21 protein-coding genes are annotated in these 22,763 nt (G+C 66.1%); 14 read left to right on the top strand and 7 right to left on the bottom strand.

Annotated features, from left to right (window positions below; translation table 11 throughout):
- Window positions 1-629 precede the first annotated feature (629 nt).
- The 3 genes from QNM97_RS18215 (at window position 630) to QNM97_RS18205 (ending at window position 4,936) form a co-directional block, all read left to right on the top strand.
- Window positions 630-1,652, top strand: coding sequence for a GGDEF domain-containing protein (locus QNM97_RS18215; protein WP_283819707.1), 1,023 nt, complete (start codon window positions 630-632; stop codon window positions 1,650-1,652).
- Window positions 1,653-1,963: 311 nt separating this feature from the next.
- Entirely contained in the window at window positions 1,964-2,995 is a 1,032-nt protein-coding gene (locus QNM97_RS18210; protein ID WP_283819706.1) for a hypothetical protein, read from the top strand.
- 90 nt (window positions 2,996-3,085) lie between these two features.
- Window positions 3,086-4,936, top strand: a complete 1,851-nt coding sequence (locus tag QNM97_RS18205) for an APC family permease (RefSeq protein WP_283819705.1) — start codon at window positions 3,086-3,088, stop codon at window positions 4,934-4,936.
- 238 nt (window positions 4,937-5,174) lie between these two features.
- Here QNM97_RS18205 and QNM97_RS18200 read toward each other — a convergent pair whose 3' ends face one another.
- On the bottom strand, window positions 5,175-5,564 hold the full coding sequence (locus tag QNM97_RS18200; RefSeq protein ID WP_283819704.1) for a winged helix-turn-helix transcriptional regulator: 390 nt from the start codon (window positions 5,562-5,564) through the stop codon (window positions 5,175-5,177).
- A 42-nt stretch (window positions 5,565-5,606) separates the two neighbouring features.
- Between QNM97_RS18200 and QNM97_RS18195 the strand changes: the two genes are divergently transcribed.
- Window positions 5,607-5,999: a VOC family protein gene (locus QNM97_RS18195; RefSeq protein ID WP_283819703.1), complete on the top strand. Its 393-nt coding sequence runs from the start codon at window positions 5,607-5,609 to the stop codon at window positions 5,997-5,999.
- A gap of 189 nt (window positions 6,000-6,188) precedes the next feature.
- On the opposite strand, the gene QNM97_RS18190 is transcribed toward QNM97_RS18195, so the two are convergent.
- The 4 genes from QNM97_RS18190 to QNM97_RS18175 all read right to left on the bottom strand — a co-directional run bounded on the left by QNM97_RS18190 (window position 6,189) and on the right by QNM97_RS18175 (window position 8,082).
- Window positions 6,189-6,689, bottom strand: a complete 501-nt coding sequence (locus tag QNM97_RS18190; RefSeq protein ID WP_283819702.1) for a flavin reductase family protein — start codon at window positions 6,687-6,689, stop codon at window positions 6,189-6,191.
- Entirely contained in the window at window positions 6,686-7,198 is a 513-nt protein-coding gene (locus QNM97_RS18185) for an NADPH-dependent FMN reductase (protein ID WP_283819701.1), read from the bottom strand. The genes QNM97_RS18190 and QNM97_RS18185 overlap by 4 nt, the downstream gene beginning before the upstream one ends.
- A 73-nt stretch (window positions 7,199-7,271) precedes the next feature.
- A complete protein-coding gene (locus tag QNM97_RS18180) occupies window positions 7,272-7,403 on the bottom strand; it encodes a hypothetical protein (protein ID WP_283819700.1) in 132 nt (43 codons plus the stop codon).
- Entirely contained in the window at window positions 7,393-8,082 is a 690-nt protein-coding gene (locus QNM97_RS18175; protein WP_283819699.1) for a GntR family transcriptional regulator, read from the bottom strand. The genes QNM97_RS18180 and QNM97_RS18175 overlap by 11 nt, the downstream gene beginning before the upstream one ends.
- 339 nt (window positions 8,083-8,421) lie before the next feature.
- On the opposite strand from QNM97_RS18175, the gene QNM97_RS18170 reads away from it, so the two are divergent.
- The 7 genes from QNM97_RS18170 to QNM97_RS18140 all read left to right on the top strand — a co-directional run bounded on the left by QNM97_RS18170 (window position 8,422) and on the right by QNM97_RS18140 (window position 16,236).
- Window positions 8,422-9,534, top strand: a complete 1,113-nt coding sequence (locus QNM97_RS18170) for an ABC transporter permease (protein WP_283819698.1) — start codon at window positions 8,422-8,424, stop codon at window positions 9,532-9,534.
- A complete protein-coding gene (locus QNM97_RS18165; protein ID WP_283819697.1) occupies window positions 9,534-10,451 on the top strand; it encodes an ABC transporter permease in 918 nt (305 codons plus the stop codon). Before QNM97_RS18170 ends, QNM97_RS18165 begins: the two co-directional genes overlap by 1 nt.
- A 74-nt stretch (window positions 10,452-10,525) precedes the next feature.
- Complete coding sequence (locus QNM97_RS18160) at window positions 10,526-12,139, top strand: ABC transporter substrate-binding protein (protein ID WP_283819696.1); 1,614 nt, start codon at window positions 10,526-10,528, stop codon at window positions 12,137-12,139.
- A complete protein-coding gene (locus tag QNM97_RS18155; RefSeq protein WP_283819695.1) occupies window positions 12,136-13,053 on the top strand; it encodes an ATP-binding cassette domain-containing protein in 918 nt (305 codons plus the stop codon). The genes QNM97_RS18160 and QNM97_RS18155 overlap by 4 nt, the downstream gene beginning before the upstream one ends.
- Complete coding sequence (locus tag QNM97_RS18150; protein ID WP_283819694.1) at window positions 13,050-13,823, top strand: ABC transporter ATP-binding protein; 774 nt, start codon at window positions 13,050-13,052, stop codon at window positions 13,821-13,823. The genes QNM97_RS18155 and QNM97_RS18150 overlap by 4 nt, the downstream gene beginning before the upstream one ends.
- Window positions 13,824-13,881: 58 nt before the next feature.
- Window positions 13,882-15,216 (top strand): NtaA/DmoA family FMN-dependent monooxygenase, encoded by a 1,335-nt coding sequence (locus tag QNM97_RS18145; RefSeq protein ID WP_283819693.1) that lies wholly within the window; start codon window positions 13,882-13,884, stop codon window positions 15,214-15,216.
- Window positions 15,217-15,258: 42 nt separating this feature from the next.
- The gene (locus QNM97_RS18140) at window positions 15,259-16,236 is read left to right on the top strand and encodes a hypothetical protein (RefSeq protein ID WP_283819692.1); all 978 of its coding nucleotides are present in this window, start codon (window positions 15,259-15,261) and stop codon (window positions 16,234-16,236) included.
- Window positions 16,237-16,588: 352 nt separating this feature from the next.
- On the opposite strand, the gene QNM97_RS18135 is transcribed toward QNM97_RS18140, so the two are convergent.
- Together QNM97_RS18135 and QNM97_RS18130 are read right to left on the bottom strand one after the other, a co-directional pair.
- Window positions 16,589-17,905, bottom strand: coding sequence for an aspartate aminotransferase family protein (locus tag QNM97_RS18135; protein WP_283819691.1), 1,317 nt, complete (start codon window positions 17,903-17,905; stop codon window positions 16,589-16,591).
- 41 nt (window positions 17,906-17,946) lie between these two features.
- Complete coding sequence (locus tag QNM97_RS18130) at window positions 17,947-19,518, bottom strand: APC family permease (RefSeq protein ID WP_283819690.1); 1,572 nt, start codon at window positions 19,516-19,518, stop codon at window positions 17,947-17,949.
- A gap of 298 nt (window positions 19,519-19,816) precedes the next feature.
- Here QNM97_RS18130 and QNM97_RS18125 point away from each other — a divergent pair, with 298 nt between their 5' ends.
- Genes QNM97_RS18125 through QNM97_RS18115 form a run of 3 tightly spaced genes read left to right on the top strand, consistent with a single transcriptional unit; the run spans window position 19,817 to window position 22,472 of the window.
- Window positions 19,817-20,842, top strand: coding sequence for a phosphotransferase enzyme family protein (locus QNM97_RS18125; RefSeq protein ID WP_283819689.1), 1,026 nt, complete (start codon window positions 19,817-19,819; stop codon window positions 20,840-20,842).
- 53 nt (window positions 20,843-20,895) lie between these two features.
- On the top strand, window positions 20,896-21,690 hold the full coding sequence (fabG, locus tag QNM97_RS18120; protein ID WP_283819688.1) for a 3-oxoacyl-ACP reductase FabG: 795 nt from the start codon (window positions 20,896-20,898) through the stop codon (window positions 21,688-21,690).
- The gene (locus QNM97_RS18115) at window positions 21,690-22,472 is read left to right on the top strand and encodes a GntR family transcriptional regulator (protein WP_283819687.1); all 783 of its coding nucleotides are present in this window, start codon (window positions 21,690-21,692) and stop codon (window positions 22,470-22,472) included. Before fabG ends, QNM97_RS18115 begins: the two co-directional genes overlap by 1 nt.
- Window positions 22,473-22,763: the final 291 nt, after the last annotated feature.

Genomic DNA, 22,763 nt, shown 5'->3' with positions numbered 1-22,763 from the left:
CCCCCGCCACCGGCCCCACCTCCGTTGGTCCCCGAGGCCGCGTGTGTTGCAGCTGGTTTCGTACTCCCGCAGTCGCGCCGTTTGGTTACCGCGTCTTCCTCTCGCTGGTCGAGGTGTGAGGCGCGCCAGCGCCGAGCCTCGAGACCTACTGCGCCGCTGCTGGTTCCGTACTCCCGCTGTCGCGCCGTTTGGTTGCCGCGTCTTCCTCTCGCTGGTCGAGGTGTGAGGCGCGCTAGCGCCGAGCCTCGAGACCTACTGCGCCGCTGCTGGTTCCGTACTCCCGCTGTCGTGTCACCGGGTCTCGAGGCCTCGCCCTTGCGGGCTCGGGCACCTCGACCATCGGCGGAAAAGCTCTGCCTCTCATCGGCGAGACACCGGGGAATCTCGATGTGGTGGAGAGCGTGATCCAGGTGGTAATGGGAATCGACCCACCCACCGCGATGCTCGGAACATTGCGTTCGGCGCCATCGGCCGCGCTGAGCGCGTGCGTATGGCTCGGTCGACTCGGCGCAATGGATACGCAGACGTGTCTGATCGTAGCCACCGACGATCAACCTGCACGATGCCGGAGCTTGTGCACGGGCCTACACTGGGTCGCATCTGCGACGATTGTCGGGAGTGTGATCACGATGTCGAGTACAGAGCGTGTCCACGCGCTCGTTGACGATCGACTTGCGCTTGCGGTCGGACTCGGTGCTCTGCTGTTCTTGGCTGTCGGCGTGGCACAGTTTCTGATTGACACGGCACCGAATGTCTGGGCACCGTCGTGGGTCGCGATCTTCACCGCTGCCGTGTTGGGTGCCGAAGGTTTGCTGCTGTGGCGCCGCCGTGACGTGATCAAACGTGTCAGCGCACCGATTGTGGTGACCGCGACCGCCGTCGTGGTGGCAATCAACCCGCTCGTGTACATCGCGTTCACTGGTATCGCTTACCCCGCAATCGGTACGTTGCTGGTGATCGTCGCCTTGGGTGCGTTGGTTCCCTATCCGCGCATCGCCGTGGTCCTCATCGCGCTGGTCAATGTCGCCGCCGCTGCATACGCCATCCACTTCACCACCGATGTCAGTTTCGGCTCGGTCATTCTGCAACTCGTGAAGGCCGATGTACTCGCGCTTATCATCGCGCTGACGTGGCAGCGGACCGAGCGTCGACTGCACCGTGCCAATGAGACCATTCGGGCCCTGGCCATCACCGACGACCTCACCGGATTGCTGAACCGCCGCGGACTGACGACCCGCGGCCACGTTCTGCTCGATGAAGCACTCACCCGCGCTCGACCGGTCGTCGTCGGCAGCTTCGACATCGACGGACTCAAGCACCTCAATGACACTCGCGGTCACGCCGAGGGCGACAGGATGATCCAGGCCGCCGGCGGGTCGCTGCGGTGGCTGCTCGACGCGGGTCAGCTCGCCGCACGCATCGGGGGTGACGAGTTCGTCGTCCTGATCGTCAGCGACAGCGACACAGGCGTCCGGCAGTTGCAGAATCGGGTCGTGGAATCGATTTCCGCACTACCGCAGTCGGCGTCGATCGGGTGGGCTGCGCCGGAGCCGGGGGCCACGACCACGTTGACGCGTCTGCTTGCCGAATCGGACCGCGAAATGTTGTCGCAGAAGCGCCGACGCCGTGATGGTCGCAAGGATGCGGGCTGAGCGTTGCCATTGCGGCAGCGCCGAGCCTCGAGACATCCTGCGCCGCTGCTGGTTCCGCACCACCGATGTCGTTCGATCGTCCGACGTCTACCAGCGCGTCGGACCTTCCTCCCGCTGGTCGAGGTGTGAGGCGCGCCAACGCCGAGCCTCGAGACCTCTTGTGTCAGGGCTGGTTTGGACCGTCGCTGCCGTCCGGAGATCGACGGGCGACACGCGAGAAACCAAATCGAGAATACGCCCGCGCGAAATGGCGCTACTGTGACCACACGCGTCGATGAAGGGGAGGCCTCGTGATCCGGCGACTCAGTGTCATGGCCGTGATACTCGCGGCTGTCGTGCTGGCGGCGGGCTGTCACAGCTCGCAACAGGCCGCGCCATCGACAATCACTCACACTGCGACGGCAACCGCCACCGCGTCGTCGAGCGCGTCGTGTGCGCCCACACCGAGTTGGCTGGCCGGCGGCGTGGTGCCCACCGGCGGGCCGTCTCCGGACACATGGGCCCATCTCGACACCCATCCGAAGGCCACCAACTTCGATGCCTGCCAAAAGGGATTGGGTTACGCCATCCTCGCCGGCCAGAATGGTGACCGGGACCGCCCCGCAGGTACCGGCTCGAGTCTGTTCGAGGCACTCGCGATCTTCGTCGACGGCAAGCTGTCGGCGATCCGCCCGTACGAGTTCCGCGAGATCCGGGTCTCGTCGGCCACCCCTGATCGCATCGTCGCGTCGGTCGACACCCGATCCAGCGGTGTCGAGCAACCGGCGTGGAAGAACGCCACGTTCACCGTCTCGGGCGGAACTGTCACGGCCACTCCGGATCTCGATGCCATTGCCGACGGCAGGCTCTGGCTGGAATTGAGCCCACGGACACCTGCCACCACGACAACCACCGCAGCCGGTCCGGTGTTCGATCGAGGCAGCTACCGAATGCTGCCCGCATCCCAGTTCGCCGACGGCGGACCGGGTTCGACATTCGGCTTCGCCCTTCCGTCGGGAAACGTCATCTGCTTCGGCACGTCGACAAGTCTGTTGTGTGAGAGCAAGTTCAGCGTGCCGGTGCCCCGCGATGACACCTGCGGTGTGTACGACCGACAGGACGAGACGAATGCGACGATGTTCGGCTGGGCGGACTTCGACAAACCAGTGTGCGCGTCGTTATTGCAGGGCGCCTATCGCCAGGTCGGAGCGACGTTGCCCTATGGCACCGCCGTCACCTGGCAGCCCCGCCCCAACCTGACGATCGTCTGCTACTCGCGGTCGGCCGGTCTCGCCTGCGAGAACCCGAACGGCTACGGCTTCACCCTGGCCCGGCAAGGCTTCACGCGGTATCGGGTGGGCTGAGCGTCATGCTGCCGTGAACGATCGCCGGCGCAGCGTCAAAAGATCGTATGGAACGCGGTATCGCTCGCTTGGCGGACGTAGAACGGCACAGTGCTGAACATCGCGACCCGTACCGTCCCGACGGATTCCGGACCGACACCGCAGGCCCCGGAACCGTCCGACCCCGCCGAGAAACGGCGTCTGACCGCGACCACCGGGCTCGCCGCATTGTCGCTGGATGCGATGGCGTCGGTGGCGTACGGCCCTGAGGCGATCGTGGTGGTCCTGGCCGCCGCGGGTAGCCACGCGCTCGGGCTGACGCTGCCGGTCAGTGCGGCCATCGTCGCGCTGTTGGCCATCCTGATCGCATCGTATCGGCAGCTGATCGCGGTCTTCCCCGACGGGGGAGGGGCGTATGCGTCGTCGAAGCGCTATCTCGGCCGGCGTCCGGCGCTGGTGGCGGCGGCGTCCCTGGTCATCGACTACGTGCTCAACGTCGCGGTGTCGGTGGCGGCCGGGACCGCTGCCCTGACGTCGGCGATCCCCGCGGCACGGCCGTACACGGTGTGGATCGGTCTGGGTGTGCTGGTGCTTATCACCGCGGTGAACCTCCGCGGCATCGTCAGCAGCGCAATGGTGTTCATGGCGCCGACGGTGATCTTCATCGTGTCGATCCTCTCGCTGATCGTCGTCGGACTGATCACCGGCGGGCACCCCACCCACTCCTCGGTCGAGCACACCACCGGCACCCTCACCACCGTGGGACTCCTGTTGGTGCTCAAGGCATTCGCCAACGGATGCGCCGCATTGACCGGTGTCGAGGCCATCGCCAACGCCACCCCGCAGTTCCGGCAGAACCGGGTTCGACGTGCCCAGCATGCCGAGGTGGCACTCGGTGTGCTGCTGGGTGCCATGATGCTCGGGGTGGCCGCGTTGGTGGAAGCCCTGCATATCGAACCGCGCGACGGGGTGACCGTGCTCTCGCAGATCACCGAGGGCGTCTTCGGGCGTGGTGCACTGTATTACGTCATTCAGGCGGCGACGGTCATCCTGCTCGCGTTGGCCGCCAACACCAGTTTCGGTGGACTGCCGCAGCTGATGAAGGTGGTCGCGGCCGACGACTACCTGCCGCATCGGCTCACCCGCGCCACCCATGGTGTCTACCGCGAGGGCGTGCTCGTACTCGCTGTTGCCGCCGGCACCCTGATCGCGGTGACCGAGGGCAACGTCAATCTGCTCGTGCCGTTGTTCGCGATCTGCGTGTTCATCGGATTCACGCTCGCCCAACTGGGTTTGGTGCGGCACTGGTGGACAGCGCGCACTCGCGGGTGGCGATGGCGTCTGGCGCTCAACGCGATCGGCGCCACAGCGACCGGCCTGGCCACCGTGGTGGTGACCGTGATGAAGGCCGACGAGGGGTCGCTGTGGGTCATCGTGGTGCTCGTCGTGCTGGTTGCGTCGATGTCGGCGGTCTCGCGTGCATACCGTAAGCGCCGGGTCGCCGCGGCCGCCGCCGACCATCACGCCGATCTCGTACGAAAGACGCTCACCCACCGCTCCTTTGCCGGGCAGGGGATCGCCGTGGTGCCGGTATCGCAGCCGTGCATCGCGGTCGAGGACGCGCTGCGCCGGGCCCGATCCTTCGGGCGGGAGGTCCGGGTGGTGCACGTCGAGGTCGCGGCGTCCCCTGAGGAAGGTTTCGCGACGTGCTGGCGCGAGCGGCATCCGATGGTGCCGCTGGAAACCCTGTACGCCGTCGACGAGGACTCGATCGTCGACGCCATCACTGACTATGTCGATGGCCTCACCGCCACCGACGACGTGCTCGTCGTCATCCCCGATCCCGACGCCACCGCCCGCTCACGTCTGCTCTCCGCCGGACGCGCCGACGATCTCGAAGAGGTCTTGCGGCGCGACACCGCAGCGCTCGTCACGCGGGTGTGCGCGCGGCCGGTGGCCTGAAACCAGCTTCGGCACAGGCGGTCTCGAGGCTCGCCGCACGCGGCTCGCACCTCGACCATCGGATGATGGCCCCCCCGATCACGGGGCCGCCGTTGCCCCTTGCCGTGGGCCGGCTCTTTCCCCCGATGGTCGAGGTGCCCGAGCCCGCTAGGGCGAGGGCCTCGAGACCCGGTGAGACGATGGGAATCGGAACCACGTCAACTCCGGCGAATCCAGCGTGCTTCGTTCGGCATCAACGTCAGACGTCACGTGATGCGTGAGCCGCGCCGCCCTCGATCAATTCATCGAGATGTGCCCTGGACCAGGCGCACATGGGGTGCAGAAGGGCGAGCAGCTCGGCGCCGGCGGTGGTGAGCGAGTAGTCGACGTGCGGACTCGCACGCCCATGATCCCGCCGCGTGACCAGGCCGGAGTGCTCAAGCGTGCGCAGAGTCTGAGTCATCACCTTGTGGCTGACCGGACCGACCGATCGGCATACATCGGCGAAGCGTTTGGGCGGACCGTCGAGATATTCGAGGGTTCGCAGGCCCCATTTGGTGGAGACGGCGGCGAACACCTCGCGGGCAATCGTCTGGGCGGCGAGCACGTCGGGGTTACTCTCGACGTCTATAAGTGTGGTTACTTTCAAGTGCGTACTTCCCGTGGGTGGCCGTGTTCCTAACCTCAGAGTATGTCGATTCTGAAAACCTATGCACGATGCTTCGTTGACGATCTGGACTCGGCGCTTTCGTTGTACGAGACGCTCGTCGGGCAGACCGCCGACCTTCGCTTTGAGTTCGAGGGAGCGTCGCTCGCCGCCGTGGGAGATCTCCTGCTGATCGGCGGTCCGCCCGAGGTGACGGATCGCTTCCGCGGTACGGTCGGTCCGCTGGTTGTTGATGACCTGACCGAGACGATGGATCGACTGCGAGGCTTGGGCTCGCAAGTGGTGGGCGGGCCGTCGCGGAGTGCGACGGGCACGTTCGCTTATGTTCGTCACCCCGACGGAGCCGTGATCGAGTACGTGCAGTGGGATGCGGAAATCCTGCACAAGGTCAGGCTCAACGAGCGCGTCTGTCGGTAGAGTAACCGCTCCAACGAAACCAGCATCGGCACAGGCGGTCTCGAGGCTCGCCGCACGCGGCTCGCACCTCGACCATCGGATGATGGTCCCCGATCGCGGTGCCGATCTCTCCCCCCGATGGTCGAGGTGCCCGAGCCCGCTAGGGCGAGGGCCTCGAGACCCGCTGAGCTAACCAGTGTCGTTGCGCACTCAGACAACGATCCTCGTGCACGACGACATGTGCCAGATGATCGGTCGGATGCTGTGGTCGATGCCCACACTGACGATCCGCAGCACGACGATGTCGTGGTCCCCAGCGCGGTGAATGTTCTCGATGGTGCACTCGAAGTGGACCGGTGTTGCGTCGAGAAGGATTGCGCCGGTGGGCAACACGCGAGTGCTCACGCCGGCGAGGCGAGCCGCCTTGTCCTTCGACGACAACTGCCGGATCGCGTCGGCCTGCTGCTCGCCGAGCACCGACACTCCCAGCGCCGGCGCCTCGCGCAGAACGGGCCAGGTGGTCGAGGAGTGCTGCACGGCGAACATGACCAGCGGCGGGTCCTGGGAGACGCCGACGGCGAACGAGGATGCCACGAGCACGATGGGTTCGCGGTCGACGGTTCCGGCCAGTGCGACCACTCCGGTGGGAAAGGCCGAGAACGCTTTTCGCAGTTCGGTGGCGTCGAGGTCGGTGGTGGGGATCATGGTCATCGTCCTTCCGTGGCGAGGGTGGTGCCGGCGCGCAGGACGACCTGGCCCCAGCGTTCGATCCAGGTGGCAAACGCGTCGGGCTGGTCGTAGGACTTGTCCATCACGTAGAGCCCGGCCGCAGGGGTGATGGCCCCCAGTTCCACGAGAACGGGTTTGAGTAGCAGTTCCGGTGCCATGAAGTGCGCCGGTCCGGCGCCGAGCATCAGCGGGATGGCGGTGACCCCGCGCAGGCCGTCGGCGGTGGAGAACTGATCGAGGAACAGCTTCAACAGCCCGGTGTAGGTGGCTTTGAATGTCGGGGACGCGATCACCACCAGATCGCTGGAGGCGACGGTGCTCACGGCCTCGGCGACAGCGGGATCACCCCACCCGAGCAGCCCCGGCCCCAGGTCCACCACGTCGATGACGTGGTCCGGCTGCTGCCCGGTGAGCTCGGTGGCCAGTCGGGTGGCCGCGTGCAGGGTGCGCGAGGCCGGTTTCGGATTCCCCGCGACTACGGTGACGATCACGTGACACCTCTCCAATCTTCTTGACGGACAACTACTCCGAGACGAAGAGTGCGAGCCGACGATTAACCGTCGGTCACCTGATCATTACGCCCCCATTGCGCGACTTCGCGCCGAGGACACCGCCGCCGACACCGATGACGGCGCTGGTCACCGCGTCATCGACGTCGGCGCGGGCCCGATTGCGCCGCGGGCGATCACGCCACACCCCGATGATCGTGGCGGGTCTCGAACCGGACGAAGTCCGCGCGGAATCGATCGAACACGATCTGGAACGGCGCGCCGTCACTGGTGGTGTAGGTGATCTCGCGCATCAGCAGGGTGCTGCCGGCCGCGACGCCGAGTATCTGTCCGGTCCGCTCATCGCAGCGCTCGGCGCCGATCGACACCCAGGCGTCGCCGGGGTCGGTGCCGAAGAACTCGGCCGCGGTGCGTTCCATGGTCAGCGGTATGCCGGCGAGTTCGGTGGGATCTGCATTGTAGGACGCCGAGAAATAGGCGCTGCGCAAACCGATGGTTTCACCGAATGCGTGAAATGTGTTCTCCACCAGCCGAACGTGGTCGTCGTGGATGTTCAGTCGGGTGCGGACCAGGGGCAGGTTGGGTACCAGTCGTTGTTCGCGGATCACGATCTCCACCGATTCTCCGCCGATCCCGGAGATCGCGGTGAGCTCCAGGCCCAGGTCACGGCGATGAACCCGCGTCCCGAGCCGCGGTCTGCGCACCAGGAATCCGGCATCACTGAGCTCGTTGAGGGCGTCGCGGACCGCTGCTCGACTGGAGTTGAACATGCGGATGAGGTCCTCCTCGACGAGTTGGGTGTCGAGGTCGAGGGTGCCTTCGCGAATCGAGGCCAGGATGAGGTCGCGTACGCGTCGGGACGACACCTGCCGACCTCGGGCGGACCCACCGCGGGCGCGTGGATGGTATTCGGTCGATCGTGTCATGACAGTCCCTCGAAAGCTCTGGACTTCGGTCCGGTTGTGCTGGCCTCTTGCAGGGAGTTTAGGGCCGATCCGGAGTCCTTGCGTTGTCAAGTAGTCGGGGTCACAGTCGGCGGATTTGCGCTCAGGTTTCCCACAGAAACGTCCTGAACTGCACTGACATCCGACTGTGCGGGTGTCGCAGCGGCGCAATAGCCGAGTCACGCAAGAGCGCAGGAACCGAAACAAAGCGCCCCGAAGATCGTCGCATCGTCCTTAGCAACACCTATCGGGAGGGTGCCAGTGACCGCCGAAACCACCATCGTCATCAGTGAGACGCACGAGAACGGGACGTCGCACGACGTCGCCGGAGCGGTCGTCGCACGCCTGCGCTCCAACCTGTGGATCGCACGTGCGGCGGGCACGGCGATCGTCAACTTCCTCATCTTCGTCGTCGTGGCGTTCTTTCTCGTCAAGATGATCCCGGGCGATCCGCTGGTGTCCGCCTCGGGTGGTCAGCTGTCCGGGGCGGCACTGGAGGCAGCTCGAGACAGCTACGGCCTCAACGATTCCTGGATCTCGCAATTCGGGACGTACCTGCACGGCCTCGCCACCTTCGATCTGGGGAGTTCGATCGCCACCGGCCGTCCGGTGGCCGACGACATGGCCACCCGGGTACCGGCGACCGTCGAACTCGTCGGATCGGGCTTGTTCTTCGGGGCGCTGGTGAGCCTTGCGCTCTCGTATTTCGTTGTCACACGGCCCAAGAACCTCATCGCCGATGCCGTGCGGAGCTACGCCCAGGCAGCCGGAGCGGTTCCCGAATACGTCATCGGCATCGCGTTCCTGTTCATCTTCTTCGCGACGTTGCACTGGGTGCCCGCGCCGTCGGGACGGCTCGACCCGTTGTTGATGCCACCGCCGCAGGTCACCGGCTTCCCGATCGTCGACGCCCTCATCGCCGGTGACATGCCAGCCGCGAGTTCCTATGTGGCACATCTGTTCCTACCGGTCGTCGTGATGGTCGTCGCGCACTCGGCGATCCTCGTCAAGACCTTGACCCTGGCCCTGGACAAGGAGATCGACAGCCCGGCAACACGTTTCCGCATCGCCTCCGGTGCCCCGCGCCGGACGGTACTGCTCAGCATCTATCGTCGCGCCCTGCCGACCGCGGTCGCGATGCTGGGCATGGTCTTCGGGCTCCTGCTGGGCGGGGCGGTGGTGCTCGAATCGCTGTTCGGTCTCGGTGGGCTCGGCCAGTACGCCGTCGACGCGGTGAAGGCCTCCGACGTCTACGCCCTGCGCTCGTTCCTCGTCGTCACCGCGGGGTTGTGTCTGGCCGCCTACTTCCTCACCGACATCGCCACCGGCCTCCTCGACCCGCGCCGCCGTTCCGCCCGAAAGCAGGAGATCTGATGACCGCCGCCGACCCCACTGTCACACCCGCGACCGGCACCCACGCCACCACCGATATCGCCATCCCGGTCGCCGGCGAAAGCCGACGTCCCACCGCGGCCGCCAGGGGAATCCTGCGTCGCAACTGGGGATTTCTGCCCTTCGGCGTCCTGGTGCTGCTGGCCGTGATCGGGCCGCTGCTCGCGCCGCAATCGGCGACGATGGTCGTCGGCCCACCCTCGGTCGGTCCGTCGGGAGCGCACCTGTTCGGCACCGACTCCAACGGTTTCGACGTGTTCTCCCGCACCCTGACCGCCTTCCGCCTCGATGTCCTGATCGCCATCGCGGTCACCGTCCTCGCGACCGCCGTGGCGGTGCTCATCGGCACCTTCTCGGGGATGTACGCGACCTCGGCGGGCGTCCGCGGATTCCTCGCCTCGACGGTGGGACGTCTCATCGATCTCATCCAGGCGCTGCCGGTGATGATCGCGGGACTGGTGATCGTGTCGTTCTTCGGCCGCAACGCCGTGGTCATCACGATCGCACTGAGCATCGTGGTGATGCCGTTCCAGGCGCGGCTCATGCGCACCGAGGTGATGCGCACCCGCACCGACGGTTACGTCACCGCCGCCCGCATGAGCGGCGAAACCGAACTGCGCGTGGTGCTCCGACACGTGATCCCCAACTCGTGGGGGCCGATGCTGGAGAACAGTTCGGCGATCTTCGGCATGGCGATCATCTTCTGCGCCGGGCTTGGCTTCCTCGGCGTCGGGATCCCACTCCCCGAAGCGGAATGGGGCAACATGCTCTCCTCCGGCGCACCCGACGCCGCCGTCGGCCGCTGGTGGCCCGCCCTGTTCCCGGCGCTGGCCCTCGCCTACGCCGTATGGGCCGCCTCGACGTTCACCACCGCGGCAGGCGCCCTTCGCCGCCGCTGATCTCCCACACCGACAAGAGTCCACGAATCACGTTGCGTCATATCCCTGTTGAGAGAAAACGGAGTAGTTCTGAGATGAAGATTCCCAAGAAGGTGGTACTCGGCCTGACCGCCATGCTCGCCTCGGCGATGGTGCTCACCGCGTGCGGCGGTGGGTCCTCGGAGGAGAGCGGCCTGGTCCTGGTGACGGCCGCGCAGCCGCAGAGCTTCAGCTACGAGACCAGTGCCACCGGGTATGAGTCGGCGGAGTTCTTCATGAACACCGGTGCCACGCTGATCCGCAACCCCTACGTCGCCGGCGACAACGGGATGGCCGCCCACCAGCAGCTGTTCGAATTCGAGCCGGAGCTGGCCAAGAGTTACGACGTCAGCGCCGACAAGAAGGTCTACACCTTCCATCTCAATACCGCGGCAAAGAGCGTGGCGGGCAATGCCCTCGACGCCGACGACGTCATCTTCTCCTTGCAGCGCAAGTTCAAGGTCGACACCAGCATCATCCCGTTCATCAGTAAACCCGTCCTCACCGACCCCGACACCCAGGTCCGCAAGATCGACGGCGCCACCGTCGAGATCTCGATCGCCGACCCCGGTTTCGGTTTCACGCTGCTCTCGCTCCTCGCGAACACGCCGTACGCCATCTACGACGCCAAGGTCCTCAAGTCCCACGCCACCGCCACCGACCCGTACGGCGTCGAATGGTCGAAGACCAACGCCGGCTTCGGGTTCGGTGCCTACAAGCTCACCGACTACACCCCGGGCCAGCAGATGGTCTATGAAGCCAATCCGGGATTCGCGCTCGGCGCACCCATGGTCAAGCGCATCGTGCAACGCGTCGTCGCCGACCCGGGCCAGCGCAGCAACCTCGTCAAGAGCGGCGGCGCCTCCATCGCGACGCAGCTGCGGCCGGCCGATCAGGTCGCGCTCCAGCAGGCCAACGCCGCGCAGGTGTTCACCGTGCCCACCAACGCCTACGTCTACATCCCGCTGCTCACCACCAAGGCGCCGTTCGACAATCCGGCGGTGCGGCGGGCGTTCGCCTCGGCGGTGCCGTACGAGTCGATCATGAAGAACGTCTATCACGGTCGCCTGGGCCCGCTGACGTCGATCCTCAACGGCACACTGCCCGGCTACAACGCATCCGGATTGCAGCCCAACAGCACCGACCCGCAACGGTCCCTGCAACTGTTGCGGGACGCGGGAATCAGCACACCGGTCAAGTTCGCACTGACCGTCAACAACGCCGTGCCCGACCTGAAGGAGACCGCGGTCCAGATCCAGACCGCAGCCGCCAGTGCCGGATTCGAGGTCACCATCAACGAGGTCAACTCCGCGGTGTTCCAGGAGGGCCTGGCCAACAAGACCTTCCAGGCGTCCATGGGTCGTGACTACGCCGTCGTCCAGTCGCCGCCGTATGTGCTGTCGCTGTTCTACACCCCCGGATCGCCCATCAACTGGCCCGACTTCGACTACGCACCGCTCAACGACGCCATCGCCGCCGGCAACGCCGCCGGGGATCCGCTCTCGACGGCGGCGTGGACCCAATGGAACACCGCCACCCGCATCCTCGCCGATCAGATGCCGACGGTCTACGTCGGATATGTCCAGCCGCTGAACGCATTCGCCAACAACCTCAAGGGCTATGTGTTCCGCACCGACAACGTCATCGACTACTCGGAGCTCGAACAATGACACTCGATCACGCACCCCGACTCGCCGCCGACGCGCCGCACACCGACTCCGGCACAACGTATATGGCCGAAGCCCGACCCGACATGCCGGTTCTCGAGGTCGCCGACCTCACCGTCGCCTACCACGGTGCGGTCAAGGTGGAGCCGACCAGCTTCACCGTCCGGCGCGGTGAACGCCTCGCCATCGTCGGTGAGTCGGGATCGGGAAAGTCCAGCATCGCCAACGCGATCGGCGGATTCATCAGCCCGGAGGCCGGCAACGTCAGCGCAACCACATTGACCTGCATGGGCCGTTCGCTGCTCGACGCTCCCGCCAAGCGCATACCGGTACGCCGGGAGGGGATCTCGATGATCTTTCAGGATGCGATGAGCAGCCTCGACCCGGTGTGGAGTGTGGGTAGCCAGCTCCTGGCCGTACTGCCGTCGGCGAGGCACGGGTCGCGGAGAGCGCGGCGCGGCATCGCCGAGGAGCGGCTGCGACAGGTCGGGATCACCGATCCGAGGCGCGTCATGGGCGCTCTGCCCGAACAACTCTCGGGCGGCATGCGCCAGCGGGCGATGATGGCGATCGCCGTGGCCGGCGAGCCGGAACTGCTCATCGCCGACGAGCCGACCAGTGCGCTCGACGTCACCCTGGCGATCACCGTGATGGAGTTGCTGACCGGTCTGGCCGCCGACGAAGGAGCTGCGCTGGTCTTCATCTCCCACGATCTGCCGCTGTCCCGCAAGTACTGCGACCGAATGCTGGTGATGCGCGCCGGGCGGATCGTCGAGCATCTCGATCCCGAGCACGTCACCGACGCCACCGACCCGTACACCCGCGGGCTGTTCGCGTGCATGCCGACGCTCCAGTCGTGCGACCGCGACCGGCTGCCCACCGTCGTCGACCTCACCCGCGCGGAGATGGTCGCATGAGCACCACCATCGAACTGGTGGGAGTCACCAAACGCTACGGCGGGGTGAGCGCACTCGACGGTGTAGACGCACGGTTCGCCTCCGGTGTCGCCACCGGGATCGTCGGCGAAAGTGGTTCGGGTAAATCCACATTGGGTCGGATGATCGTCGGCCTGTCCGACCCGAGTGCCGGTCAGGTGCTCGTCGACGGCAACGATCTGGCCGATCTGCTGAAGTGGCGGACGCGGCGCACGGAGTATCTGCAGACCGTTCAGCTCGTCGCGCAGGACACCACCACGACGTTCGATCCGCGCCACCGCGTGCGCCACGCGGTCCGGCGGCCCGCCGAACTGCTGGGCGGGATGGACCGGCGGGCCGCCGACGCCGCGGTGGAGGAGATCGTCGACGAACTCGGTATCGACGCCGAACTCCTGGACCGCTATCCCGATCAGCTCTCCGGTGGTCAGCGCCAACGACTGTCGATCGCGCGGGCACTGGTGGTGCGCCCGGAGATTTTGGTGTGCGACGAGGCCGTCAGCGCACTCGACATCTCCGCGCAGGCGGTGGTGCTGAACCTCCTTAAAGGCTACGTGCGCACCCATTCCCTCGGTCTGGTGTTCATTTCTCACGGCTTGCCGGCAACCGGTTTCCTCACCGAGCAGCTGCTCGTGATGAACGCCGGGACGATCGTCGAATCCGGTTCGACCGCCACGGTTCTGAATCACCCGCAGCACCCGTACACCCAACAACTCGTCGAGTCCTACCGGCGAATCGACATGAGCGCCGCATGATCTCGCTCGTCGCCTCGACCGGGCACCACCACACACAGCAGAAGTAAAGGAGTAGGCAATGTTTCATCTCGGATGGTTCCTCGGAGACGGATTCGGAATCCACGCGTGGAGTCCCGCCAACGGCGATGGCCCGTGGATCGGCTCCAACGCGACCGACTGGATGCGGCCCGACATCTACATCGACATGGCGCGCAGCCTCGAACGCGCCGGCTTCGACTACATCCTCATCGAGGACACGTCCATGGTCGAGGACTCCTACAAGCAGTCCGCGGAGACCTCGCTGCGACGCGGGTTCATGGCGCCGAAGAACGACCCGATGCCGTTGGTGCCGTTGATGACCCAGGCCACCCGGCACATCGGGATCATTCCCACCGTGTCGACGATCCAGTATCCGCCGTACCTCGCGGCCCGTGCCTTCACCACTCTCGATCACCTCACCGAGGGCCGCGTCGGCATGAACGTGGTGACCAGCGTGACTGATCGGGTCGCCCAGAACTTCGGATACGAGCGGCATCTCGAGCACGACGAACGCTACGACATGGCGATGGAGTGGATCGACGTCGTCAAGCAGTTGCAGGAGTCGTGGGAGCCCGACGCGGTCATCGCCGACCTGTACGGCGGCGTCTACGCCGATCACGCCAAGGTCGCGCCGATCGAGTTCGTGGGCAAGTACTTCAAGTGCCGTGGACCGCTGAACACCATTCCCGGCCCGCAGCGCACCACCCCGGTGTGCTCGGCGGGTAGCTCACCCGCCGGCCGCGCGTTGGCCGCAGCCTACGACGACACCCAGATCGCGATCGTCCGTGACGCCGAGGCCGCACGAAAGTACCGCGAGGACATGCGGTCTCGGGTGACGGCACAGGGCCGCAACCCCGACGACGTCAAGTTCTTGTTCATCGCCACACCCACCATCGCCGCCTCTGACGCCGAAGCGCAGGAACAGTATGCGGCGTATCAGGCGGCCCGGGCGTCGGACAAGGCGATCGAATACAACCTGTGGAACATGTCCTACACATCCGGTGGGCGTATCGATTTCGGTGGGATCGATCCCGACACCAAGATTCGCGACATCGATCTGTCGAAGCAGAACGGGGAGTACACCTCCATCAAGGAACTCTTCGAGGGTCACGAGGACGAGACGCTGCGTGAGGTGGTCGCCAAGAGCCACCAGGTCAAGGACATGGGACTGATCGGCTCGCCGGCGACGGTCGCGGCGAAGATGGGCGAGATCATGGAAGAGGCCGGCGGCGACGGATTCCTGTTCTACCTGCCGACCACCCGCCACAACTTCGCGTTGGTCGCCGACGGTCTCGCACCCGAGTTGCGGCGCCGCGGACTGATCCGGGAGGAATACACCGGCTCCACGCTCAAGGAGAATCTGCGCGCGTTCTGAGCCGGTCGGCGGTGGTCCAGCCGCTGTGAGGAGGGAGAGGGAATGGATGTCGGGCAGAACGCGGTTGTGGTCGTCGCCGACGACGACGCCACCGGCGGTGGTCATCTCGTCGTCGACGCCGGTGAGGTGTCGGCGCAGACGCTGATGGGTGTCGGTGCCGTGGGGGCCGGCAGCGTCAGCGTCGTGGTGACCGATGTGCGGTGGCAGCAGATCATGTCCGCAGTGGCCGGCGTCCATTCCCTCGACATCGCCGGCGTCATGATCGATCTCGTGCAGTCGGGGGAGACCGATACCGTGCGAGGCCGGGCCGCGACGATCAGCGCCATCGCCGGCGGTGGGAGCGACGTGCGGTTCTCGACACACGGTTACGTGAGGGTCCGTCACGGCGAGCGCCACGACGGTCCGTGGTCCGACCATGCCGCCCTGATCGTCGGTCGCCGACGCTGGAAATCCGATGCGGTCGTCGTGAGCAGGCTCGGCAGTAGCAGGTATCCGGGAGAGCCGGCCCGGGGGAGCGAACTCCGCGAGATCGCAGGCGATCTCGGCTGTGATGTGTGCGTCGTCGACGACGATGTGCTGACAGCTGCGGATGACGACGTGGTGGGAACCGCGGTGCACGTGCGGCTTCCGCTGCCGCACGGCGAGTTCCGCGGCATCGGCTTCACCCTGGGCGCCGACCGTGCCGAACACCTCGCGCTACTCGCCTGCGGTACGCGTGCAGACAATGCCGGCCCGATGAGGGTGGTGGTGCACCGCGAATGCCCGATGGCTGACACCTTCGGCGCGCTCGGCTGTGACTGCCGCGACCGGCTCGACGCTGCCTTGATCAGCACGATCGCCGGCGACACCGACGTCGTTCTATACCTGCGCGACGCCGATTGGCGCTCGCTCACCCACTCCGTTCGACCAACCTGGACTCCCGACCACGTGGCCTCGATCCTGCGTCAGCTGGATATGTCCGCCGAGCACGGCGTGGTCATCACCGAACCAATCAGCCCGCCCACCTGCCGCTCCGCATAGGCCACCCCTTCCCCCGATCGCAGCGGTGACCTTCCCCCATCGCGGCCGCGCCCTTCCCCCTATCACGGTCGCGCCCTTCCCTCGATGGTCGAGGTGCCCGAGCCCGCCAGGGCGAGGGCCTCGAGACCCGGTGAGTCGAATGTTTCCGCAGCCACGCGGACCGACGAAAACAGCGTCGGCGCAGGCGGTCTCGAGGCTCGCCGCACGCGGCTCGCACCTCGACCATCGGATGATGGTCCCCCGATCGCGGGGCTGCCTTCCCCCATCGCGGCCGCGTCTTACCCCCCGATGATCGAGGTGCCCGAGCCCGCTAGGGCGAGGGCCTCGAGACCCGGTGAGACGAAAACGCCACTCACCCCAACACCTTCCCCAGCCCCGTGCACAGCCAGTCGACATCGGCGGACGAGAACACCAGTGGTGGGCGGATTTTCAGCACGTTCGAGTCCGCCCCGCACACGGAGATCAGGATGCCTTCGCGCCGAAGGTCGTTGACGAGACGTCGGGCGAGTGTGTGGTCCGGACGGCGGGTGTGCTCGTCGGTGACGATCTCGACGCCGATGTACAGTCCGCTGCCGCGCACGTCACCCACCCTGTCGTCGTCGCGGGTGACGTCGAGGATGCCATCGAGGAGTTCGCCGCCGACGGTGGCTGCGTTCTCGATGAGCTTGTCCTCCTCGATGATGTCGAGCACCGCGGTGGCGGCCGCTGCCGCCACCGGACTCCCACCGAAGGTGTTGAAGTAGGGGACCTCCGTCGCGAAGGGCGCGAGCACCGTCGACGATGCGGCCATCGCCGCCACGGGAATGCCGTTGCCCATGGGTTTGCCCATGGTGACGAGGTCGGGGACCACCGCGTGCCGGTCGAAGCCCCACATTCCCGCGCCGGTCCTTCCGAACCCCGGCTGCACCTCGTCGGCGATGAACACACCTCCGGCGGCACGGACCGCTGCCACCGCGGGTCCGAGTAGGCGGGGGTCGACGAAGATCCCGTCGGAGGAGAACAGCGTGTCGACGATCAGCGCGCTCACCCCGAAGCCGGCCCGCTGTAGATCTGCGGCGGCCGCGGCAACGCTCGCGGCAAAGTACTGTGCCGCATCCACCGGTGTGAGCACATGGGTGTCGGGGATGGGCACGGTCCGGACGTGCTCGCCGACGCCGATGGTCGAGCTCAGCGACGGGGAGATCTCGGTCACCGCAGCGGTGTTGCCGTGGTAGGCATTGGCGGTGATGATCACCCCACGTGCGCCTGTGTACTGTGCGGCCACCCGCAGGGCGAGGTCGTTGGCCTCGGAACCGGTGCAACAGAACATGATCTGATCGATCCCGCCGGGCAACGTCTCCAGCAGCCTGATCGAATAGTCGACGATCCCCGAATGCAGGTAACGCGTGTGGGTGTTCAGGGTGCCGATCTGCTCGGCGACGGCGCTGGTGACCCGCGGATGGGCGTGCCCCACGCAGGCAACGTTGTTGTAGGCGTCGAGATACTCGCGGCCGTCGGCGTCGAACAGCCGGGTGCCCTGACCGCGGACGAGATGCACCGGGTCGTCGTAGAAGAGCCGGTAGGCGGGTCCGAGGACTCGCTCGCGGTCGGTGATGAGCTCGGCGATCGTGGGATCGACGGGTTGGGTTCCGTCAAAGCTGTTGGAATCCATGATGTTCGAGTAGCCCACGATCGCCGTGCCTTTCGGATGGTGGAGTGGTTGGGTGGTGTTCAGCGTTCGTGGGCTTCTTGCAGGACGACCCGCCCGAGTTGGGAGTATCGGCGCGGAGAGCGGACCCGTAGGATCGCCGCCAGCGCTATCCCGCCGATACCCACGACGCCGACGATGTACGGGATCGCATGGAACACCCAGTCGGTCGACGCGGTGCCGGCGGCGAACGACGCGTTCTTGGCGAGCAGATAGATCACGTACAGCATGCCCAGCCCGCCCAGCAGTGGGGCCACCAGTGTTCGGAACCAGTTGGCGGTCTCCGGATGCTGTTTCTGCACATGGAAATACGAGATGACCGCGAATGCTGCGAGCGCCTGGACGATCATGATGGCAGTGGTTCCGAGCAACGCCATCAAACCGTACAGCCCGGTGTAGGGGTCGCGGCCGGTGGCGGCGAAGAACACCACGATCACGGTCGCGACACCGGTCTGGATGAATCCGGCGATGTGCGGTGAGCCGTGCACCGAGTGCGCCGCGCCCAGCGTCTTGCGCATGCCGGGGATGACGTCCTCACGGCCGATCGCGTAGATGTAGCGGGCCGCGCAGTTGTGAAAGGCCAAGCCGCACGCGAAGGATCCGGTCATCAGCAGGATGTGGAACATGTCGACGGCCCACACCCCGAGGTGCTCACGCACCGGTAGGAAGAAGATCTCGCCGGCCGTGTTCGAATCCTGAGCCAGGGCAACGGCATTGTCGGGTCCGGTGCCGACGATGGCCAACCAGGACACCAGCACATAGAACACGCCGATGCCGATCACCGAACTGAGCACCGCGATCGGGATGATCTTCTTCGGGTCCTTGGACTCCTCGCCATACATCGCGCTCGACTCGAAGCCCACCCACGACCAGAACGCGAAGAAGAGTCCGACGCCGGCCGATCCGGCCACGGCGATCGGTGATCCGCCGGCGCCGGTGACCGTGCCGCTCAGGCTGTGAAAGCCGTTGAGCGGGTCGAGCGATCCCCATGACCAGCCTTGTGGTCCGCCGCCGGTGGCGAGCACCGACACCGCGAGTAGCGTCAGCATGGCGATCTCGGTGATCAGTAGGACGCCAAGCACCTTGGCGGCCAGGTTGATGTCGAAGTAGCTGAGGATGGCGTTCACGGCGAGCATCGACAACGCCAGGATGATCCACGGGATGTGCACACCGAAGAACGAGTTGAGCAGATCCTCCCCGAAGAACGAGAAGATGCCCACCAACGATGCCTCGAACACCATGTACGCCAACGCCGTCAGGAATCCCGCACCCAGTCCGACGATCCGTCCGAGCCCGTGCGAGATGTAGCCGTAGAACGCGCCGGTGGCGGTGATGTGACGTGACATGGCCGCATAGCCGACCGCGAACAGGGTCAACACGATGGTGGCGACCATGTATCCGGCCGGGGCGTAGGCGCCGTTGCCGAATCCGACCGAGATCGGCACGTTGCCGACCATCGCGGTGATCGGTGCGGCGGTCGCGACCGCCATGAACAGCACGCCGACGAGCCCGACGGCGTTGGGTTTGAGTCGCTGGACGGCGCTCGCGTCGGCGGGTGTCGTGGAGGTGGGCGGGGAATCGACGGTGTCGCTCATCGGAAGATCCTTCGCAACTGGCCTGCCTGGTGGCAGGGCGAGGGCTGGGAGTCGAATTGGTCTGGTTAGCGACTGTGGTGACCGGACCGATTGGAGGTGTCGTGCACGAGGTCAATCGACACGATCAGGAATTATCGGCACAGGAGTCGGCGCTGGTCAAGTGGTGAGATCACCGCGGCGACAACATGTATTACGTGCAGATTGCCGATGTCGGGTTCGTGAAACGATTCGGTGAAGTGCTCGCTATTTGGTCTGTTCTCCGGTTGTCGAAGACCGCGTGCTCGCTCATCCTGAGCCGATGCAGGAGGCGACGGCTCAGATGAGCGTGCGGACCGAACTCGCCGACGACTACCGTGCGTTCGCGGTGGCGGCGGCACCGCGGTACGGGTTCAATCGGGCGGATGTGCAGCTGCTCAGCATCAGCGAGAACGGCACCTTTCTCCTCGAACAGGACGGCCGGCGGCTGGTGATGCGCGTGCACCGACCGGGCTATCACTCGCGTGAGGCCATCGAGTCGGAGCTGGCGTGGATGGCCGCGCTTGCCGAATCGACGACGATCTCCACACCGGGAGTCGTTGCTGCGCTCGATGGTTCGCTGTTGACGCCGATTCGACTCGCTGACGAGCGGCGCTTCGTCAGTGCCTTCGAGTTCGTCGAGGGCGTCAACGGCGAGGACCCGACCGCCGACGTCGGCTTCCGGGATCTCGGGGTGATCACCGCCCAATTGCACGAGCACGTCGAAACCTGGCGGATGCCGCCCGGATTCACCAGATTCCGGTGGGATCTCGACGCCACGCTCGGCCCGCAAGCGCGCTGGGGTGACTGGCGTGCCGCACCGGGTCTCACCCGCGATCAACAGGTTCGGATCGGCCGCGCGGTCGACACGCTCTCGGCCCGGCTCGACACCTACGGTATGGGCCGCGATCGCTTCGGACTCGTGCACGCCGATCTCCGGCTCGCCAACCTCATGGTGCAAGACGCAACGATCACCGTCATCGATTTCGACGACTCCGGATGGTCCTGGTATCTCGCCGATCTCGGCGCGGTGGTCTCCTTCGTCGAACACACGCCGCAGGCCGAGACGATGATCGGCGAGTGGGTGTGCGGCTACCGGTCGGTGCGGGCACTCGACGCCGAGCATCGCGCGATGATCCCGACCTTCGTGATGCTGCGGCGCGTCATGCTCACCGCGTGGATCGGCAGTCACCCGGAGGCGGACTCCGCTCTGGCCGCCGGTGCCGACTTCGTCTCGGGCACAGCTGAGATCGCCGACCGCTACTGCCGGGATCGTATGTGGTTGGCCGAGCCGTGCCAGCTGGTATGACGATCATTTTCTCGAACGACCCTCGCCTGGGTGGCGAGCGAAAGGAGTAGCCGATGTTCGCGCTCGAGGGTAAGTCCGTGGTGGTCACCGGGGCCAGCAAAGGGATCGGGAAGGGGATTGCGTCGGTATTCGCCCGTGCCGGCGCAAATGTCGCCGTCGTCGCCCGCAACGACGAGCAGGTCGCTGCCTGCGCCGCCGAACTCGACGTGCTCGGCACCGGACGAGTGATCGGCGCGGTAGCCGATGTGTGCGATCCGGAGTCCTGTACAGCGATGGCGCGCACGGTGATCGATGCGTTCGGTGGCATCGACGTGGTGTGCGCCAACGCCGGGATCTTTCCGGAAGCGCCGCTGGCGACGATGACCCCGCAGCAACTCGACGAGGTTCTCGACGTCAACGTCAAGGGCACTGTCTACACGGTGCAGTCCTGTCTCGACGGCTTACGGGCCTCGTCGGCCGGCCGGATCATTCTCACCTCGTCGATCACCGGTCCGCTCACCGGTTTTCCGGGATGGTCGCATTACGGCGCGTCCAAGGCCGCGCAACTCGGCTTCATGCGTACCGCCGCCGTTGAACTTGCCCCGCACGGCATCACCGTCAATGCCGTTCTGCCGGGTAACATCCTGACCGAAGGACTCGTCGATATGGGGGAGGACTACATCGCGTCGATGACCCGCAGTATTCCGGCGGGCACCCTTGGCCGTCCTGACGACATCGGTTATCTCGCCGCGTTTCTGGCGACCGACGAGGCCGCGTACATCACCGGTCAGGCAATCAGGGTCGACGGCGGACAGGTGCTGCCCGAAACCCCGGAAGCGGTGCTGCCACTCGACGCTGCTACGCCCTGATGGAGGAAACGAAAGGCGGCCCGGTCGCCGAAGACGTCCGACGGCGCATCCTGGCGATGCTCGGTCGCGGTGAGGTCGGCCCCGGGTCGCGGCTCGGGTCCGAACGTGATCTGGCCGAGGCATTTTCGGTATCGCGGTCGACGCTGCGCAGTGCGCTACTCACGCTTGCACAAGCGGGCATCGTCGAACGCCGTCCAGGCCGCAGCGGAGGGATCTTCGTGCGCGCCGGAGTGGTCGAACGCGCCGCGGGAGAGTTGAGTAGCCTCCCCGAGCGGTTACTCACCGGCGGACACACGAGCAGATCACAGGTGCTGGCCACCGAACGCCGCCCGGCAACTGTGGTCGAGGCGCGGTCACTGGAGATCGGCGAGCGCGAGGAGGTCCTTGTCGTGCGGCGGTTGCGCTTCGCCGACGGTGTTCCGCTGTCGGTCGACACCGCATGTCTCGTCGCCCAGCAGGTGCCCGACCTGCTCGACCAGCCCCTCGGCGGATCGCTGTACTCGCTACTCGAGGAACGCTATGGGTTCCGTCCGACCACCGCATGCGAGACCATCGAGGTGGTGATGGCCAATCCGCGCGAGGCGCAGTGGTTGCAGATCCCCCGAAACCGGCCGCTGCTCGCAGTCAGCCGGGTCACCCGCGATCAGCGCGGGCGCCCCTTCGAGTACGGCAACGACCTGTTCCGCGCCGACCGCGTGCGGCTGGTCGCCGCCACCAACACCGTCCTCGGTCGCGAGAGCCTGGCCGCCGACGGCGTGGTGGAGCGGGTGGTCAGCGTCTAATCCCCGATCGCCGGCTCGCCCTGCTACCGATCGCCGACCCATCCGCCGACCTCGCCTTCCCCCGCAGTCGGCCACGCCTTCCTCCGATCGCTGGCCGAGACTTCCCCCGGATCGCCGGGCGGTCATTCCCCCGATCGCTGGCCGAGCCTTCCCCCCTCCGATGGTCGAGGTGCGCGAGCCCGCTAGGGCGAGCGCGTCGAGACCCGGTGAGGCGATAGGTTTCGTAACCACCGCGGGACTGACGAAACCAGCGTCGGCGCAGGCGGTCTCGAGGCTCGCCCTAGCGGGCTC

The organism is Gordonia sp. L191 (genome assembly GCF_030077625.1).
Taxonomy (GTDB): domain Bacteria; phylum Actinomycetota; class Actinomycetes; order Mycobacteriales; family Mycobacteriaceae; genus Gordonia; species Gordonia polyisoprenivorans_A.
The sequence above is the reverse complement of the archived record's forward strand: the minus strand, read 5'-3'. Positions and strand labels throughout refer to the sequence as shown.